This window comes from Prauserella halophila, assembly GCF_024171895.1.
GTDB lineage: Bacteria > Actinomycetota > Actinomycetes > Mycobacteriales > Pseudonocardiaceae > Prauserella > Prauserella halophila.
This window is the reverse complement of sequence record NZ_JAMTCQ010000013.1, coordinates 116916-133666: the sequence shown is the minus strand read 5'-3', so window position 1 is coordinate 133666 and position 16751 is coordinate 116916. Positions and strand designations below refer to the sequence as shown.

Annotated in this window: 17 protein-coding genes; 6 read left to right on the top strand and 11 right to left on the bottom strand. The window is 69.1% G+C overall.

Annotated elements, in window-relative coordinates; genetic code table 11:
• Window positions 1-35: 35 nt before the first annotated feature.
• Window positions 36-629, bottom strand: coding sequence for a flavin reductase family protein (locus tag LY41_RS19950; protein WP_253865710.1), 594 nt, complete (start codon window positions 627-629; stop codon window positions 36-38).
• A 164-nt stretch (window positions 630-793) separates the two neighbouring features.
• Between LY41_RS19950 and LY41_RS19945 the strand changes: the two genes are divergently transcribed.
• On the top strand, window positions 794-1723 hold the full coding sequence (locus LY41_RS19945; protein ID WP_253865709.1) for an AraC family transcriptional regulator: 930 nt from the start codon (window positions 794-796) through the stop codon (window positions 1721-1723).
• Window positions 1724-1910: 187 nt separating this feature from the next.
• Window positions 1911-2531, top strand: coding sequence for an IMPACT family protein (locus LY41_RS19940; protein ID WP_253865708.1), 621 nt, complete (start codon window positions 1911-1913; stop codon window positions 2529-2531).
• Window positions 2532-2594: 63 nt separating this feature from the next.
• Here LY41_RS19940 and LY41_RS19935 read toward each other — a convergent pair whose 3' ends face one another.
• From LY41_RS19935 to LY41_RS19910, 6 genes are read right to left on the bottom strand one after another with little or no spacing between them, the layout of a single operon-like run.
• On the bottom strand, window positions 2595-3302 hold the full coding sequence (locus tag LY41_RS19935) for an ABC transporter ATP-binding protein (protein ID WP_253865707.1): 708 nt from the start codon (window positions 3300-3302) through the stop codon (window positions 2595-2597).
• The gene (locus LY41_RS19930) at window positions 3302-4084 is read right to left on the bottom strand and encodes an ABC transporter ATP-binding protein (protein WP_253865706.1); all 783 of its coding nucleotides are present in this window, start codon (window positions 4082-4084) and stop codon (window positions 3302-3304) included. The genes LY41_RS19935 and LY41_RS19930 overlap by 1 nt, the downstream gene beginning before the upstream one ends.
• Window positions 4081-5118 (bottom strand): branched-chain amino acid ABC transporter permease, encoded by a 1038-nt coding sequence (locus LY41_RS19925; RefSeq protein WP_253865705.1) that lies wholly within the window; start codon window positions 5116-5118, stop codon window positions 4081-4083. Before LY41_RS19925 ends, LY41_RS19930 begins: the two co-directional genes overlap by 4 nt.
• The gene (locus LY41_RS19920) at window positions 5115-5981 is read right to left on the bottom strand and encodes a branched-chain amino acid ABC transporter permease (protein WP_253865704.1); all 867 of its coding nucleotides are present in this window, start codon (window positions 5979-5981) and stop codon (window positions 5115-5117) included. The genes LY41_RS19925 and LY41_RS19920 overlap by 4 nt, the downstream gene beginning before the upstream one ends.
• Window positions 5982-6030: 49 nt before the next feature.
• On the bottom strand, window positions 6031-7230 hold the full coding sequence (locus LY41_RS19915) for an ABC transporter substrate-binding protein (protein WP_253865703.1): 1200 nt from the start codon (window positions 7228-7230) through the stop codon (window positions 6031-6033).
• A gap of 28 nt (window positions 7231-7258) precedes the next feature.
• A complete protein-coding gene (locus LY41_RS19910; RefSeq protein WP_253865702.1) occupies window positions 7259-8743 on the bottom strand; it encodes a long-chain-fatty-acid--CoA ligase in 1485 nt (494 codons plus the stop codon).
• 128 nt (window positions 8744-8871) lie between these two features.
• Here LY41_RS19910 and LY41_RS19905 point away from each other — a divergent pair, with 128 nt between their 5' ends.
• Window positions 8872-10074 (top strand): PucR family transcriptional regulator, encoded by a 1203-nt coding sequence (locus LY41_RS19905; RefSeq protein WP_253865701.1) that lies wholly within the window; start codon window positions 8872-8874, stop codon window positions 10072-10074.
• A gap of 25 nt (window positions 10075-10099) precedes the next feature.
• On the opposite strand, the gene LY41_RS19900 is transcribed toward LY41_RS19905, so the two are convergent.
• Window positions 10100-10987: a tryptophan 2,3-dioxygenase gene (locus tag LY41_RS19900; protein ID WP_253865700.1), complete on the bottom strand. Its 888-nt coding sequence runs from the start codon at window positions 10985-10987 to the stop codon at window positions 10100-10102.
• 132 nt (window positions 10988-11119) lie between these two features.
• Here LY41_RS19900 and LY41_RS19895 point away from each other — a divergent pair, with 132 nt between their 5' ends.
• Window positions 11120-11548 (top strand): Lrp/AsnC family transcriptional regulator, encoded by a 429-nt coding sequence (locus tag LY41_RS19895; protein WP_253865889.1) that lies wholly within the window; start codon window positions 11120-11122, stop codon window positions 11546-11548.
• A 71-nt stretch (window positions 11549-11619) separates the two neighbouring features.
• Here LY41_RS19895 and kynU read toward each other — a convergent pair whose 3' ends face one another.
• Window positions 11620-12876: a kynureninase gene (gene kynU / locus LY41_RS19890; protein ID WP_253865699.1), complete on the bottom strand. Its 1257-nt coding sequence runs from the start codon at window positions 12874-12876 to the stop codon at window positions 11620-11622.
• A 195-nt stretch (window positions 12877-13071) separates the two neighbouring features.
• Here kynU and LY41_RS19885 point away from each other — a divergent pair, with 195 nt between their 5' ends.
• Window positions 13072-13791 carry an alpha/beta hydrolase gene (locus LY41_RS19885; RefSeq protein ID WP_253865698.1) on the top strand — a complete coding sequence of 240 codons (720 nt, stop codon included), beginning with the start codon at window positions 13072-13074 and terminating at the stop codon, window positions 13789-13791.
• A gap of 63 nt (window positions 13792-13854) precedes the next feature.
• Here the strand turns inward: LY41_RS19885 and LY41_RS19880 are convergent, their stop codons facing one another.
• Window positions 13855-14709: an alpha/beta fold hydrolase gene (locus LY41_RS19880; protein ID WP_253865697.1), complete on the bottom strand. Its 855-nt coding sequence runs from the start codon at window positions 14707-14709 to the stop codon at window positions 13855-13857.
• A gap of 181 nt (window positions 14710-14890) precedes the next feature.
• Here LY41_RS19880 and LY41_RS19875 point away from each other — a divergent pair, with 181 nt between their 5' ends.
• On the top strand, window positions 14891-15799 hold the full coding sequence (locus LY41_RS19875) for an enoyl-CoA hydratase-related protein (protein ID WP_253865696.1): 909 nt from the start codon (window positions 14891-14893) through the stop codon (window positions 15797-15799).
• 72 nt (window positions 15800-15871) lie between these two features.
• Here the strand turns inward: LY41_RS19875 and LY41_RS19870 are convergent, their stop codons facing one another.
• Complete coding sequence (locus LY41_RS19870) at window positions 15872-16750, bottom strand: SCO6745 family protein (protein ID WP_253865695.1); 879 nt, start codon at window positions 16748-16750, stop codon at window positions 15872-15874.
• Window position 16751: the final 1 nt, after the last annotated feature.

Here is a 16751-nt window from a genome sequence, read left to right as displayed (position 1 = left end):
GCTCTCTCCTTTGAGACTCGGGCGGACGAGGTCGGTTACGGGCGCCCGCGTGGGGCGGTTCCGGCGACGGTCGGCGCCGGACGGGTGGAAATCGGGGTGAAGTCGCAGGTGGCGTCGAACCAGCCGGAATGCGGGTCGTCGAACGAACCCGCCCAGACGGACTCGGTCGCGGGGCGGCCGACCTCGACGAACGTGCTGTCGGAGAACAGCAGGGGCGGACGGGTGGTGGTCTCCACGGCGGCGACCTCGCCCAGGAACAGGAGGTGATCGCCACCGTCGTCGGTTCGATACGGGCCGCAGGAGACCGTGGCGGCCGTGCCCGCCAGTACCGGTGCGGTGGGACCGGGTTCCCACCGGACGGGATCGGCCGCAGGCCGGCCCGCGAAGTTCATCGCGACCTCGGCCTGATCGGCGGCGAGTACGTTGACCGCGAACGGCGCACCGTCGAGGTAGGCGCAGGCTCGGGAGGTGCGGGTCAGGGCGACCGTGATGAGCGGCGGGTCGAGCGAGACCGGCATGAACGCCGTCACCGTCGCCCCGTGCGGCTCGCCGTCGCTCGACCGGCAGGTGATCACGGTGACGCCGGTGGCGAAGCGGCCAAAGGCCGTCCGCAGCGTCTTCGAGTCCATGGTTTCCTCCAGCGGTGGGTGGGGCACGTCGCGCCCCTCGGGTGACGGGTGGCGCTGACCGTAGGCGCGGGCGTGCGCTGCTGCGATCCGCTCGGCGCAGTGGCTGTCCGCTCCACGAAGTGCGATGTATCGTGTCGTGAATCACGAGGTTTCCGGGAGGTGTCATGGAAACGGGTCTGGTTGCGACGTCGGCGGACGAACTGCCGGATTTCTCCGCTGCCGTGGCCGACGCCTACTTTCCCCACGAGCTCACCGTGCTCCGCGACGGCACGAGCGCCGCGGAACTGCGCATGGTGGACCTGGGGCCTGTGCGGCTGACCCGCATCGGCTGGGGTGCCGAGGTGAGCGTGTGCTCGGACCACCCCGGTGGCTGGGCCGTGAACGTGCCGCGCAGCGGATTACTCGATGCCCGGGTGAGCGGCCGTTCGGTGCTGTCGCTCGAAGGGCAGGCCACCGTGTGCCCGCCCGACACTCGGACGTTGATGAACCGGTGGTCGGCCGACTGTTCCATCCTGGGCATGCGGATCGACGCCGACTACCTCGCCGACGAGGTCGCCGCGCTCGTCGGCCTCGGCGCTCACGACATGCCCGCTCAGTTGGACCTGCATACCGAGGGCGCCCAGGCGTGGCTGGCGCTGCTGACCTCGATCGGAACGCAGAGTCTGCGATCGCCGGAGCTGGTGATGCGCCGCGCGGTGCGGGAGCGCCTGGGAACCACGCTCACGGCGGCGTTCGTGACCGCCTGTTTCCCGGCCGAACCGGAGACCGGGGACATCTGTCCGCGGATCGTTTCGCGCGTGGTCGATGCGATGGAGGCGGACCCGGCTCGGGAGTGGGGCTCGGCCGACATCGCGCGCTGCGCCGGAGTGGGCATCCGGCGGGTCCAGCAGAATTTCCAACGCTACCGGGGCGAAACTCCCACCGAGACGCTCCGCCGGATCCGGCTGCGGCGGGTGCACGAGGACCTGCTGCACGACCGGATCGAGACCGTGGCCGATGCGGCGACCCGGTGGGGGTTCATGCACCTGGGCCGCTTCGCGGCGGCCTACCGCCGGGAGTTCGGCGTCAGCCCGTCGGCGACCCTGCGCCGTTGAGGAGCGAGGGGACGGGACGTCGGGGTGCATCCGAACCTTCTCGCGACTCCACCGTGGCGGAAGCAGTGTCGGTGCGTGCGCATGGCGGGCGTCCACTTCCGGCTGCAGGCTCCGTCCCCACCGGGCATTCGGGACGACGGCACGTGACGGCCGGGTGCCCGGGGCGTGGTCGCCTACACTCACCGGCGTGGGTGTGGTTGCTTCCGGCGGTGAGCACGAGGTCGAGATTCAGCGTTCCCGGTTCCGCTGTGTCGTGGCGCGGGTCGACGAGGTCGACGCGGCATCGGAGCTGATCGCCCGCATCCGCAAGGAGGGTCCGGACGCGAACCACCACTGCACGGCGATGCGGATCGGCGATCCGGAGTCCGGCGCGCTGGTCGCGCGAAGCAACGACGACGGCGAACCCGGAGGCACCGCGGGTGCGCCCATGCTGGAGGTGCTGACCCGCCGCGACCTGACCGACGTCGTTGCCGTCGTGTCCCGCTGGTTCGGCGGCACGAAACTCGGTTCGGGCGGACTTATCCGCGCGTATTCGGGCGTGCTGGCCGAAACGCTGGACCTGGTCGGCCGGCTGCGACGGGTCCGGCACCGCGAACTGATGCTGTGCGTGCCTCACGACCGTGCAGGGCGGATCGAGAACGCCCTGCGCAACTCGCCGTACCTGCTCCGCGACATCGACTACGGTGCGGACGTCACGTTCACCGTCGCCGTCACCGAGGTCACGACGTTCGAGGACTGGCTCGCGGAACACACCGGCGGCGGGATCGACGCCGTCGACGCGGGACCGTGCGATCTCTTCCTGCCCTGACCGGCTCCGGGTTCGAGGACGTCACCGGCGCCCTCGAACCCGGAGCCGCATCGTTGCTGCGTCTCACACCCCGAGGTACGCCTCGCGCACCTCGGGGTCTTCGAGCAGGTCGGCGGCCGTGCCGGACAGCACCACCCGCCCCTCGGCGAGGACGAACCCGTGGTGCGCGATACGCAGCGCGGCCTGGGCGTTCTGCTCGGCCAGCAGCACGCCGATGCCGTTGCGGTTGATCTGCGCGACGGCGTCGAGTACCTGCGTGGTGACCAGCGGTGCCAGGCCCATCGACGGTTCGTCGAGGATCAGCAGGCTCGGGTCCGACATCAACGCCCTGCCGATGGCCACCATCTGTTGCTGGCCGCCGGAGAGCGTGCCCGCGGGCTGATGCCGTTTGTCGTACAGGACCGGGAACAGTTCGTAGGCGTACTCGAGCAGTTCGCGCACCCGGCTGCGGTTGCGCCTGCGGACGTATCCGCCGAGCATCAGGTTCTTTTCCACCGGCATCTTGGCGAACAGGTGGCGACCTTCGGGACAGTGAGCCAGGCCCGCCTTGACGATGCCGTCGGCGGACCGGCCGGGAAGCGGTGTGCCGTCGAACTCGATGCTGCCGGCACTGGGCCGCACGATCCCGCTGATGGTGCGGAACATCGTCGTCTTGCCCGAACCGTTGGCGCCGAGAACGACGGTGAGCTCACCGGCTCGTGCAGTGATGTCGACCGAGTGCAGCACGTCGACGGCGTCGTATCCGGCGGACAACCCGCTCACGGTCAGCATCAGCCAGTACCTTCCTGTTCGTGGTGGCCGGCACCGAGATACGCCTCGATCACCTGCGGATCGGTCCGGACCGTCTCCGGTGTGCCGGAGGCGATCTCCTTGCCGTGGTCGAGCACCAGGATGTGATCGGCCAGGCTCATCACCATCGACATCCGGTGCTCGACGAGCCCCACGGTGACTCCGCTGGCGACGATGCTGCGGATCAGCTGTGCGAACCCGCCGGTCTCCTCTTCGGTGAGGCCGGCCGCCGGTTCGTCCAGCAGCAGCAGCTCCGGGTCCGTGGCCAACGCCAACGCGATGGACACGCGCTTCTGCACCTCCTGCGGCACTCTCGAGGCGATCTCGTCGCGGTAGTCGGCGATCGCGGTGAACTCGAGGGCGTCCATGGCACGGTCCAGGTTCCGGCGCTCCTCCCGGCGATGCCGAGGACTCCGGAGGACGGCGTCGAAAACGGTCGAGTGTGAGCGCACGATCCTGCCCGACAGGACGTTTTCCAGGACCGTCGCATCCTCGAACAGGTTCGTGGTCTGGAAGGTGCGTGCGATGCCGTGTGCCACCGTGCGGTGCGGGCTCATCCCGGTGACGTCACGATCCTTGAACCGCACCGTGCCCGACGTCGGCCGGTAGAACCCGGCGAGCAGATTGAACAATGTGGACTTACCGGCGCCGTTCGGTCCGATGATGGCCGTGATCTCACCGGCGCTGATGTCGAGATCGACGTCGTCGACCGCATGCAGACCGGCGAAGTGTTTGCCGAGACCGCGCACTTCGAGCAGCGTCACAGTGTCTCCTTCGCCTCGGTCGTGGTATCGGGTACCCGGTTCTCGGATCGGTTGCCGGTCTCGTTCCCGCCGGCGGGTCCGCGGGAACGGCGGTGTCCGGCGAACGCGTTCAGATAGCCCACGATGCCGCGCGGGGCGAAGATGACCAGCGCGACGATGATCGGTCCGACTACGATGAAGCGATACGCCTCGAAGTCCTGGAAGAACTCGAACAGGAACAGCACGAGGAACGTGCCGACCACGGGACCCATGACCGTGCCCATGCCACCGACGAGGATGAACATGAGCATCTCGAAGGTGAGGTCGACGCTGGCCGCGCTCGGGCCGACGAAACCCTGTACCGCGGCGAACAGACCGCCGCCCAGCCCGGCGAAGGTGCTCGAGGCCGCGAAGGCGAGCTGCTTGTTCAGGCCGACGTTGACGCCGACCGAACGCGCCAGATCCTCCGACGTGCGGATCGCGATCAGCGTGCGGCCCACCCCCGACCGGCGCACCGCGTAGGTGACGTAGCCGGCACCGAGGAGGAACAGCAGCACCAGGTAGTACATCAGCATCGGGTCGGAGAAATCGAGCAGGCCGAGGCTTTCCGGATACTTCACGCCGCTGACCCCGGAATGAGCGTGCGTGACCGATTCCCAGCGGCTGATCACGAGGAAGATGATGAAACCCATCGCCATGGTGAAGATGGCGAAGTACTCCTCGCGGGTGCGCAGCGCCACGACACCGGCCACATAGCCGACGACGGTCGTGCCGACGACCGCGACGAGCAGCGCGGGCCAGAAGGCCCAGTCGTAGTCGGTGGTCAACAGCCCGACGAGGTACACACCGATGCCGAAGAAGCCGCCGTGTGCCAGGGACAGCTGCCCGGTCAGGCCGAGGATCATGTTCATGCCGTAGACGGCGATGGCGTAGGTCGCGCCGACGGTCAGCACCCGCAGTACGTAGTCCTGGCCTGTGAGTGCCAGCGGCGCCAGCAGCAGCGCCAGCGCCACGAGGAGGGTGCCGAGTCGTTGAGGGGAGACGTTGGTGGTCATCGCTGCACCGCCTTTGCGAAGAGCCCGGTCGGCCGGATTGCCAGCACGATGACGATCACCACGAACGCGATCCCCTCACCGGCGGCCGCCGAGACGTAGGTCGAGGTCATGACCTCGGCGAGCGCCAGGGTGAACCCGCCGACGATGGCCCCCGGCAGCGAACCGAGGCCGCCCAGGATGATGATGGCGAACACCTTGAGGCTGAGTGCGTCGCCCATCGTGGGGGAGAGCAGGTTGATCGGCGCCACGAGCCCCGCGGCGACGGTCGCCAGCGCCGCCGCGAGTCCGAACGTGAGCATGGAGACCCGGCTGGGGCTGATTCCCACGAGCGAGGATCCGGTGCGATCCTGCTCGATCGCCTCGATGGTCTGGCCGTGGATCGAACGCTTGATGAACCAGGTCAGCAGCCCCAGCACGAGGACTGCGGTGACGACGATGACGATCCGCTGCCACGAGACCTGGGCACCCAGAATCGTCACGTTCCCGCTGATCGGCGACTCCATCCGCCGAAAATCCGCTCCCCAGAGCGCTTGCGCGACAGCTTGGAAGAAGAACATCGCACCGACCGCGGCGATCATGTGGTGCGTGTGCGGAGCGTTGCGCAGCGGATGGAACACGAGCCGTTCCAGCAGCACGCCGATGACGGCCAGCACGACGGCGGCGAGGCCGATCGCGGCGACATAGGGCACGCCCACCGTCACGAGGAAGAAATACGTGACATAGGCGCCGAGCATGTACAGCGTGCCGTGCGCGAGATTCGGAATCCGCAGGACGCCGAACACGAGGGTCAGTCCGATGGCGGCCAGGCAGTACACGCCACCGAGCGCCAGCCCGTCGAAGAGCTGTTGGATGAACAGGGTCATAGGCCGTCCTGGGTTGGTTGTCGGCGATCGGCAGGGACCGGTGCGTCACTCACTCGTCCGGCTGTTCGATCGGCAGGTGCTCGTACTCGCCTTCCGGCGTGCGGTAGGCGACCTCGAGGTCCGCGTTGCGCAGGTGCCCGGCATCGGTGATCTCCGTGGGGAATCCCGAGACGTGGAAGTGGTCGTCGACCTCGCCGATCGCGTCCGGGATGGCGTCGCGAATCGCCGTGGCGTCGTCGATGCTGCCGGCCTGCTGCATGGCTTCGACCACGATGGCGACGCTCTGGTAGTTCAGCGTGACCTCGCTGGTCAGCGGCTGCTCTTCGGTGACCTTCTCCGCATAGAGGTCGAGGATGTCGTCGGTTCCCGGGTCGTCGTAGGCCCGTACCGGCTTGACACCGATGGCGTCGTTGAGGTTCTCCGGGTCGGTGAATTCCTCCATCTCCTCGAATTTCGCCTGGTCCATGAGGAGGAACGAACCGTCGTAGCCCTGCCTCCGCGCTTCCTCGATGATCACCGCGGTCGGCTGCGACGGTCCGCCCAGGAAGATCACGTCGGGGTTCTCGGCAAGGGTCCGCGACACGGGGCCTGCGAAGTCGGACACGGTGCCGTAGTCGATGCTGTTGTCACTGAGTACCTGGCCACCACGGCCGCGCCACTCGTCGGTGACGAGTTTGGTCCATTCCTGGCCGTATTCGCTGGCCGTGCCCAGGAGCCCGAGCCTGCTCTCGCCGTCCTGCGTGAGCTTGTCGACGAACGGTGCCACGTAGCTCTTGAAGCTCGGGGGAATCATCATCGTCAGCTCGTTGCCCTGTTCGACGATCTTCGGGTCGGAGCTGTAGGCGCCCAGCAGGAATTCGGTGCGGTTGGAGTTGAGTTCCTGCGCCGCTTGGATACCTCCGGCATGCGGGACGTAGATGACCGCGGCGTCGTCCTGCTCGGCGAGCCGCTGGGCGTTGGTCGCGGCGGTGTTGGGCGCGTACTGGTCGTCGAGCGAGGCCAGTTCCACCTGGTACTCCTCGCCGTCGACGGTGACGCCGCGCTCGTTGAGATCGTCGATCGCGAGCTGCAGGCCGTCCTGGATGTTCTGCCCGTAGGCGGCCGCGCCTCCGCTCAGCGGTCCCGAATAGCCGATGACGATGGTGTCGGAGCCGGATCCACCGGCACCTCCGCAGGCGCTGGTGGCCAGCAGCAGGCCGGTGCAGACCGCTGCGACGGCCGTTCCGGAACGAATTCGTGTCGGGGCCATGGCATTTCTCCTTTGAAATGAGGTGGACTCAGGTCGTCTTCTCGAACGTGATCTCGCGTTTGAGAATCTTTCCGGTCGAGGTCTTGGGTAGTGCGGGCACGATTTCGACGTGCCGCGGGTGGGTGCCGGTCGCGACCCTGCTCTTGAGGTACGCGCGGAGCTCGTCACCCCCGGTGGATTCGCCCGGACGCAGGGTCACCAGTGCGACAATCTCTTCTCCCGTATTCGGGTCCGGAGTACCGATGACAGCCGCTTCGAGAACGGCGGGGTGTTCGTACAGCACTTCTTCGATGTCGCGCGGATACACGGTGCACCCGGCGCGAGTGATCAACTCGTTCTTGCGGTCGACGAGGTAGAAGAACCCGTCCTCGTCCCGGCGTCCGATGTCGCCGGTGCGCAGCCACCCGTCCGGGACGGCCGCCGCGGTCGCCTCCGGCCGTTTCCAGTAGCCCTTCATCACGTTGTGGCCACGGATGGCGATCTCGCCGACCTCACCGTCGGTCACGGGGTGACCGTGTTCGTCGACGATCCGCAGTTCGACTCCCCGGAGCGGGGACCCGATGGAGCCGACACGCCGCCGGCCGGGTTCGTTGCAGGTGGCCACCGGCGAGGTCTCGGACAGTCCGTACCCTTCCAGCACCACACAGTCGAAGGCCCGCTCGAACCCGAGCAGGACCTCCACCGGGAGGGCGGAACCACCGGAGAGGCATACCCGGAGCCTGCTCGTGTCGACCTCGGCGCGGTCCGGGTGGTTCAGCAGGCCGACATACATGGTCGGGACCGCAGGCAGGACCGTGACTCCGTGCCGCTGCAGGGTCGTCAAGGCTTCGGTGGCGTCGAACTGCGGAAGCAGCGCCAGGCAGGCGCCCGCGCGGACCGCCGCGTTGAGTGCCGCCGTTTGGCCGAACGAATGGAACAGCGGCAGCGCGCCGAACACGACGTCGGTCGGAGCCAGCTCGACGATTTCCTGGGCCATGATGTCCACGTTCTGCACGAGGCTGTCGTGCGTGAGCTCGACTCCCCGGGGCCGGTCCGTGGTCCCGGAGGTGTAGAGAATCGCGGCCGTGTCGGCGGGGTCGCGCCGCACGATCCGCTCGGGCCGAGGTGGATCGCCGAGCAGGGAGCCGAGCCCTCCCGGCGCCACGACGACGTGTTCGACGTCGCCGCCGGCCGGTTCCCGGGCCGCCGTCCCCGGCTCCCACGTGAACAGCATCCGGGCACCGGAGTCCTGGAGACAGAGGTCCACCTCGCGTTCCGTGAGGTGGGGACTCATCGGCACGACGATCGCGCCGACCCGGAGGATCCCGTAGTACAGCGGTGCGAATTCCAGGACGTTGGGGAGCATGAGCGCCACGCGCTCGCCGGCCCGGACACCTTTCGCCATGAGGAAACCGGCCACGCTCCGGCTCTGCCGCCCGAGCTCCCGGTAACTGACGACCTGCTCGCCGAGGGACAAGGCCGCCGAACGCGCATGGAATCGGGAGGATCTCTCCAGGTTCTCGGCCAAGTTCATGACAACTCCGGTCCTCGCCCGACGGCAATGTCGCGAGCCCCAAGGTTTGTCCAGCTCGTCCGGTTCAGCCATAGTGTCCGGACTCACATTCGACCCCGATGTTTGTGCTCGGCGACAAAGGAGGTCCCGTGACCGGCGACAGCACCACGGCGGACGCGCGGGTCGTGACCGCCTGTGAACTGCTCCTCGACGACCTGGATGCGGTGACGCTCGAGATCGCGCAGCTGATCCGCGACGACGAGCCCTACTACGTCGACTACATGAGCAGGCAGCAACTCGCCGACGCGATCCGGCCCAACATCATCTCGAGCCTGCAGAGCATGATCAGGGACGAAGCCAACAGCCCGACGGTGGCGCGCCGTACCGGCAGGGAGCGGGCCGAAGACGGCGTGCCGCTCGCGACCGTCCTGCACGCCTACCGGATCGGTACGCGGTATCTGTGGCACGAGCTCGTCCGGCACTGCCGTCCCGACCCGCATGCGAGTCAGGCCCTCCTCGGCTCGGCCTCGATCCTGTGGCACTCCCTCGACATGTCCTCGGAGGCCCTCGCCACCGCGTACCGGGACATCGAGACCGAGCAGAACTTCCGCGACTCCCGATTCCGGGAGGCGGCGCTGGCCGCACTCTTCAGCGGCGTCACGACCACAGGGCGGGGACTCGCCGACGTCGCCGCCGCACTGCGGCTGCCCAAGGTCGGGCGCTTCGTCGTCGTGGCCTCCGACCCGCAGTCGATGGAATGGAGCCGTTCGGCGGAATCCGCCGAACGGGCGCTCGCCTCACTCGGGGTGAGGTCCGTGTGGCGGTCGGAAGCAGACAGTGAGCTCGGGCTCGTCGCGTTGACGAAGACCTACCGAGCCGACCGGCTCAACCGGTATCTGGCTTCCATCACGACGGGCCGGGTGGGGGTGAGTGACGTGTTCGAGTCGATCGTTGCGACCCCGCAGGCGGTGACCCAGGCACTGCTGGCCCGCGACGCCGCACGACCCGGCACCAACGTCGTGATGCGGTTCGACGAAGCCCGCGTGGCCGCTCTCGTCACGGCCGCACCCGAGCTGAGCGTCGGACTGGCCCAGCGGACCTTCGAGAAGGTGCTCGACCTGCCGTCCGAGGAACGGGGTGTCCTGTTCGACACCCTGGAGGCGTGGTTCGAGGCCCAGGGTTCGGCTGCCGATGCGGGGAACCTGATCCACTGCCACCAGAACACCGTTCGCTATCGCCTCAACAAGCTCGCCCAGCTCACGTGCAGGGATCCGCGGAACCCGGTGGATGTCACGCGCCTGTACCTGGCGCTGCAGGCCGTCAGACTGCTGCCGGAGCAGACGCGCGGTTGACCGGGGTCCGGCACGGCCGCGTTCCTCACACGCGGGTGCGGGCCGACCAGAGTTCGGGGAACACGACGCGGTTCATGCTCTGCTCCAACCAGCCGATGCCGTTGGTCCCACCGGTGCCGGACTTGGCGCCCATCGCGCGGCGAACCGCGCTGAGATGGCGGTACCGCCACTCGGCGAACTGCTCCGCAACCTCCGTCAGAGCGTCGGCGAGCCGGCGCACGTGGTTGTCGGGGCTCGGGTCGGCGAGCACGTCCGCCCACGCCGCCTCGACGGCCGTGTCCGGTTCGTGCTCGACCGTGTGGTCGCGGTCGAGCAGCGCGGCCGGGATGTCGTAGCCGTGACGGGCGAGCACGGCGATCGCGTCGTCCCACACACTCGGCTCGGCCAGGCTCCGTCGGAGCGCCTCGTGCTGTTCGGGGTTGCCGCGGTGCGGCCGGGTCAACGAGGCCGTCTTGAGGCCGAGGCGGAATTCCAGGTGACGGTACATCGCGGACTGCATGCCGGAGGCGTCGCCGAGGTTGGCGCGGAAGCGGTTGAAATCCGCGGGCGACATCCAGCGCAGTCCCTGCCAGCTCGCGTTGAGCCCTTCCAGGTGGAGCGCCGCCCTGCGGAGCGGGGAGAGCGCGGCCGCGACCTCGTCGCCCCGCAGCGCGCGTTGTGCCGCGCGGAGCTCGAAGTCGATGAGCTTGAAGTAGAGCTCCATGATCTGCGAGATCATGAGGAACGACATCTCGCCCGGATTGTCGGTGGTCGTCCGTTGTAGACGGTGCAGCGTGTCGGCGTGGACGTACCTGTCGTAGGGCAGCCTGTCGTCGGGCGCCCGGTCATCGGCCACCCTGTTGTCGGCACCCCCGTCGCCGGTAACCCCGTCGCCGGAACGCTCGTCGTCGAGCACCTCGGTCGTGGAATCCATGGTGACCGATCCTGGTCGGCGACCGGCGTCGCCGGGAATGCCGACTCGACGGTCCTGCGGGGTTCCTGCCGTGGATCTCCCGGCATATCCTCGCTGTCGCTTCACGAACGAAAGGATCGCCAGGTGGACGCCATGGACTGGGAGATCCTGCGGGAACTGCAGGACAACGCACGGTTGTCGTTCAGCGAGTTGTCGCGCCGGGTGCACCTGTCGCCGCCCGCGGTCACCGAACGCGTGCGCAGGCTCGAGGAGTCGGGGGTCGTCACCGGGTATCACGCGCATGTCGACCTCGGCAGCGCCGGCTGGACGGTCGCGGCCTTCATCCACATGAGCTGCCACGGCCCGCGCTGTGTGCTGCGTGACCCCGAGGTCGCCGAATGGCCCGAGGTGCGGGAGATTCACCGGGTCACCGGCGACATGTGCAGCGTCCTGAAGGTCGCCGCCGAGTCGATGGTCGCCTTCGAGGACCTGATCGACCGGCTGGCCGGCTACGGACGCCCGTCGAGCACGATGGTGCTCTCGACACCCGTCGACCACGTCCGCGTGGTCAGCCCCGAGTAGCGGCAGCCGGTGGCCGTGCGGTGGTCGTGTGGCCACCGGGGGAGTACGGCCCCGCCCGGCTGCCTGCGTGCTCAGGTGACCGCGCCGCGCACCTGGTGGCGGGGCGCGTCCCAGCTGCGGTTGTCGAGGATGTCGCGCAGGGCCTCGACGGTGTCCCAGACATCGGTGAAACCGACGTAGAGCGGCGTGAGGCCGAAGCGCAGCACGGAGGGTTCGCGGTAGTCGCCGATGATTCCGCGCTCGATCAGGGCACTCATGACGGCGAAGGCCTCCGGATGCGTGATCGAGACCTGGGAACCCCGGTGTTCGTGCTCCCGTGGGGTCACGATCTCGATCGGATGGTCCGGCAGCCGCTGTTCGGCCAGGGTCATGAACAGGTCGGACAGTTCGAGCGATTTGGACCGCACCGCCGCCATGTCCGCCCTGGCGAAGATGTCGAGACCGACCTCCGCGACAGACAGGGACAGGACCGGCTGGGTGCCGGTGAGAAACCGGCGGATGCCCTCGGCGGGGGTGTAGTCGGCAGCCATGTCGAACGGCCTCGCATGCCCCCACCAGCCCGACAGCGGCTGGGGGCGGCGATTCTGCAACGCCCCGGACACCCAGATGAAGGCCGGCGCCCCGGGGCCGCCGTTGAGGAACTTGTACGTGCAGCCGATCGCCATGTCCGCGCCCGATCCGGCCAGGTCGACCTCCAGGGCACCTGCCGAATGGCACAGGTCCCAGATCACCGCGGCGCCACCGGCGTGGATCGCCTCGGTCGTGGCCGCCATGTCGAAGAGCCGTCCGGTGCGGTAGTTGACATGGCTGAGGACGACCAGCGCCACCTCGTCGGTCAGGGCCGTGGGCAAACCGGCTGCCACCTCGTCGTCGACGAGCCGAACCTCGTAGTGGTCGCCGAGTTGCCGCGTCAGCCCCTGGAGCAGGTAGATGTCGGAGGGGAAGTTCTCCTGCTGGGTGAGGACGACCGTGCGCCCCGGGGCGTCCTCGGCCTGGATGTCCAGCGCCGCAGCGGCCGCCTTGAACAGATTGATCGACGTGGAGTCCGTCACGACCGTGCTGCCGGATCCGCCGCCGACGAGGCCGGAGATCTTCTCGCCGAGCGTGACCGGAAGGTCGAACCATCCGGCCGTGTTCCAGGAGCGGATGAGCCCCGTGCCCCATTCGTTCGTGACGACCTCGTGTGCTCGGGCAGCGGCACCGGCGGTTCGGGCGCCGAGCGAATTGCCGTCGAGATAAATCGTGCCTTCCGGGAGGACGAAGTCCTCGCGGAAGGCACGCAGCGGATCGTTCTCGTCACGGATCTCACAGGCAGTGCGGTCGATCATGGCGGCGGGTCGGCTCCCTTGCTCTGTCTCCGGTTCTCGGCCACCTCGGCCATGAGGTGGCCGGCACGGACAGGACAGTCACGCCGCCGTGCTGCCTCGACGGTAATGTCTCCCCGCCGTGCGAAACGCGGGCGTGCCGAACGCGTCGCCGCACACCTGGACCAGAAGGAGTCCCCCAGTCGGGAGGAGATCGTGATGGATCGTGCCGTGTTGACCCGGCCGGCGCCCGAGCCCGACCGGACGTTGCGGTACGGCGACGCGCCCGAGCACGTCGCGGACGCCTGGCTGCCCGCGACCCCGCGGCATCCGCTGCTGGTGTTCGTCCACGGCGGGTACTGGCGACCGGCCTACGACCGGGTACACACGCGTCCGCTCGCCGCGGCGCTCCGCGACGAGGGCCGGCCGGTGGTGTCCGTCGAGTACCGGCGGGTTCCGGGGAAGCCGGACGACGTCGTCGCCGATATCCGTTCCGCGCTGGCCGAACTGCCCGCGCAGCTGGACGCCCGCGAGGTGGTCCTTTCCGGCCATTCGGCGGGTGGGCACCTGGCATTGTGGGCCGCGTCGGCGTGTCCGCCCGCGGGGCTGCTCGGCACGCTGCCGCTCGCACCGGTGGCGGATCTGCGGCTCGCCCATCGGCTCGGGCTCGGCGACGGTGCGGTCGACGCGTTCCTGGGCGCTTCGCCGGACGAACGCGCCGATCTCGACCCCGCGCGGATGGCCGCACCGCAACGACCGGTCACGATCCTGCACGGGGCCGAAGACCGGCTGCCGGTCTCGGTCAGCGAGTCGTATGTGGACAGTCATCCGGCGGCGACACTGGTCGTGGTTCCCGACGCCGGCCACTTCGAGGTGATCGATCCGCTCAGCACGGCATGGCCGGCGGTGACGGCCGCGCTCGCGGAGCCGGCAGGCTAGGGACGTCACCGGCTTCCGTCGATCGGCCGCGGGGGTGGGGCGACGGTGGCCGGTTGCCGGCGGTCAGTCGCCGGCCGCGGCGAGGATCGTGCGCAGTGCCGTGACGAGGGCCAGCGGCCGGTCCAGCATCGGGTGGTGGCCCGCGTCCGGCAGGTCGACCAGCATGCTGTGCGGACGCAGGAGGGACCGGATCTGCTGAGCCATGTCCGGCGGGACGAGGCCGTGCTCCGCGCGGAGGAACGAGGTCGGGCAGCCGATGCGGGGGAGGATGCCGCGCAGCGGCGTGTGCGGAACCGTGATCGTCGGGTCGAACTTCCAGGTCCAGCCGCCCTCCACCGGCCGCACGGATTCCTCGGCGATGTGCCGGCGAACGTAGGGCAACAGGACGTCCTGCGGCGGTAGCGTGCGGAACCGGCCGAGGATCGTCTCCCGGTCCGGGTGGACACGGACGGGCCGTGCCGTGCGCTCCTCGGGCGGATGGTCGTTCAGGGGCGAATCGATGATCGTGAGGCCGGTGAGCCGGTCTCCGAACTCGGCGCCGGTCTGCGCGGTGACCCAGCCGCCCATGCTGTGCCCGGCGACGTGGAACGGACCGGCTATGCCTCCCGCATCAGCGGCGGCGACGACCTCACGTGCCCAGAGCGTGATGTCGTAGGCATCCCTGGCGGCGCTGTCGCCGTGACCGGACAGATCGACGGCCACGACCCGCCGTTGCGGTGCGAGCAGCGGCGCGATGTGATCCCACCATCCGGAATGGGCGGACCCGCCGTGCACGAGCACCAAGCCCGGGCGGTCCGTCTCACCCCAGCAGCGCAGGTGGATCTTGCCGCCGTCGACCGTCGTGTCCCGGTGCTCGGGTTTCTCGGCCAGCGCGGCGTCGAACCACGACGGCGCCTCGGGCGGGCTGTCGGCATTCATCTCATCGAATCTACCCTGCGATGCCCGAAAGGTCGGCGTGTCCGAAGTCACGACGGGTGACTGTCGGCGGGCAGCGTCGGCGGGCACCGGCCGAGCAGGGCTTGGGTGTGCCGCACCGCGCTGCTAGCTTGGCCGATGATCAACGATCGTTGCGGCCTGTCGAAGGGGACGGTGGCACGGAATGGGCGAGTACGCCGAGATTCGCTACGAGGTGTCCGGACCGATCGCCACGGTGACCCTGCACCGTCCTGAGCGGTTGAACGCCTTCACCACCACGATGGCTCACGAGCTCGTCGACGTGTTCGACAGGGTCGATGCCGACGACGACGTGCGGGTGGTGATCGTGACCGGTGAGGGGCGCGGGTTCTGTGCCGGCGCCGACCTCGGCGGCGGTGCCGATACCTTCGATGCCGGCGACGGGGACGACCGGCGTTCCGCGCACGGTGAGATCGACGGCGTACCGCGGGACGGCGGCGGCACGGTGTCGTTGCGCATCGCCTCGTGCCGCAAACCCGTGATCGGTGCCATCAACGGGCCCGCGGTCGGCGTCGGCGTGACGATGACGCTGCCGATGGACATCCGGATCGCCGCCGAGGACGCCCGGTTCGGATTCGTGTTCGCCCGCAGGGGCATCGTCCCCGAAGCGACCTCGACGTGGTTCCTGCCCCGCATCGTCGGCATTTCGCGGGCCATGGAGTGGGTCGCCACCGGGCGGGTGTTCGACGCGGAAGAGGCCCGTGACGGCGGACTCGTGTCCCGGGTGGTTCCCGGCGACCGGCTGCTCGAGTCCGCGACCGCACTCGCCTCGGAGATCGCCGACAACACGTCGGCCGTCTCGGTCGCGGTCGCCCGTCAGCTGCTGTGGGGCATGCTCGGCTCGGCCACGCCGTGGGACGCGCATCGGGCCGACTCCCGTGCGATGCACGCCCTCGGCGCCGGTGCGGACGCGGCGGAGGGCGTAGCAGCGTTCCTCGACAAGCGGGCCGCCCAGTTCCCCGGGCGGCCCAGCACGGACATCCCCGACGGCCTTCCGAACTGGCCGCTCCCGCCCGACGACGCGACGGGATCGGGTACCGGGCGCCCGGCGTAACCGCCGGGTGGGGCCGTCGACAGCCGGCACCGCGCGGGTACGCCGATGCCGGCATGTCGACACGCCGGTGTGTTACTGCCGGTCGGTCCGCGCCATCGGGCCGGACGCCGGATAACTGCCTGCGTCGCACACCCGGCGGCTCCAGGGGCGCAGGATCTCGACGAGCGTCTCCAGATCGTCGCCGAGTGCGTCGACGATCGGCAGGCACTGGCGGTCGGTGGCGGTCTCGATCGCTTCGCGTTCGGCCCTGCCCTGGTCGGTCAGTGCGCCGTCGGCGACGAGGCCGCGGCCGATGAGCCGTTCCTCGGCGGCGTCGAGGTGTTCGGGTGACCAGGCGCGCGAGCGGATGTAGGTGCGCATGGGCATGCCCCAGTACAGCTCGGTGAGCAGGCCGATCTCCGTGGCGTCGAATCCGGCGCTGGTCCAGGCTGCGATGTGCGCGTCGCCGCGGTACTCGCGGAGCATGTCGCCGAGCCGCCACACGTCGCCGACGGGGTCGCCGGGCAGTCCCAGTGAGCGGAGCCCGGCGAACAGCGGTTTTCCTTCGGGGCGAAGCGGTTCGACGGCCCGTTCCAGCAGTGGCCGTGCCTCGTCGAGCCGGTCCGGGTGGTCGCCGAGGACGGCGGTGAGCCGGCGGATCGCCCCGTCGGTCCGTGTCCGGCAGATCGTCGCGGCGTCGGTGAGCGACCAGCCGTAGGCGACGGCCGGAACGACGACCTCGGGATTGAACACGGCGAACGTCGCGGCGACGACGTCACCGGAGACCTGGCCCAGGACCGAGCCGCGGCTCGTGAAATACGCGGTGCCGTCCGGATTGGGCACGCCGTCCCGCGAGCCGGGGCTGCCGTTGAACCCGAGCTTCTCGTAGGCGTCGTGGCACTCCTGTGCGAAGTAGACCTGTGCGACGACGGGTTCGAGTGCACCGGTCAGCGTGCGAGCCGGGTTCACCACG

Excerpts from the sequence above, each read along its gene's own strand:
- LY41_RS19950 (WP_253865710.1), bottom strand. The coding sequence starts at position 629 with ATGGACTCGAAGACGCTGCGGACGGCCTTTGGCCGCTTCGCCACCGGC.
- LY41_RS19945 (WP_253865709.1), top strand. The coding sequence starts at position 794 with ATGGAAACGGGTCTGGTTGCGACGTCGGCGGACGAACTGCCGGATTTC.
- LY41_RS19935 (WP_253865707.1), bottom strand. The coding sequence starts at position 3,302 with ATGCTGACCGTGAGCGGGTTGTCCGCCGGATACGACGCCGTCGACGTG.
- LY41_RS19925 (WP_253865705.1), bottom strand. The coding sequence starts at position 5,118 with ATGACCACCAACGTCTCCCCTCAACGACTCGGCACCCTCCTCGTGGCG.
- LY41_RS19920 (WP_253865704.1), bottom strand. The coding sequence starts at position 5,981 with ATGACCCTGTTCATCCAACAGCTCTTCGACGGGCTGGCGCTCGGTGGC.
- LY41_RS19915 (WP_253865703.1), bottom strand. The coding sequence starts at position 7,230 with ATGGCCCCGACACGAATTCGTTCCGGAACGGCCGTCGCAGCGGTCTGC.
- LY41_RS19910 (WP_253865702.1), bottom strand. The coding sequence starts at position 8,743 with ATGAACTTGGCCGAGAACCTGGAGAGATCCTCCCGATTCCATGCGCGT.
- LY41_RS19900 (WP_253865700.1), bottom strand. The coding sequence starts at position 10,987 with ATGGATTCCACGACCGAGGTGCTCGACGACGAGCGTTCCGGCGACGGG.
- LY41_RS19895 (WP_253865889.1), top strand. The coding sequence starts at position 11,120 with ATGGACTGGGAGATCCTGCGGGAACTGCAGGACAACGCACGGTTGTCG.
- kynU (WP_253865699.1), bottom strand. The coding sequence starts at position 12,876 with ATGATCGACCGCACTGCCTGTGAGATCCGTGACGAGAACGATCCGCTG.
- LY41_RS19885 (WP_253865698.1), top strand. The coding sequence starts at position 13,072 with ATGGATCGTGCCGTGTTGACCCGGCCGGCGCCCGAGCCCGACCGGACG.
- LY41_RS19880 (WP_253865697.1), bottom strand. The coding sequence starts at position 14,709 with ATGAATGCCGACAGCCCGCCCGAGGCGCCGTCGTGGTTCGACGCCGCG.
- LY41_RS19875 (WP_253865696.1), top strand. The coding sequence starts at position 14,891 with ATGGGCGAGTACGCCGAGATTCGCTACGAGGTGTCCGGACCGATCGCC.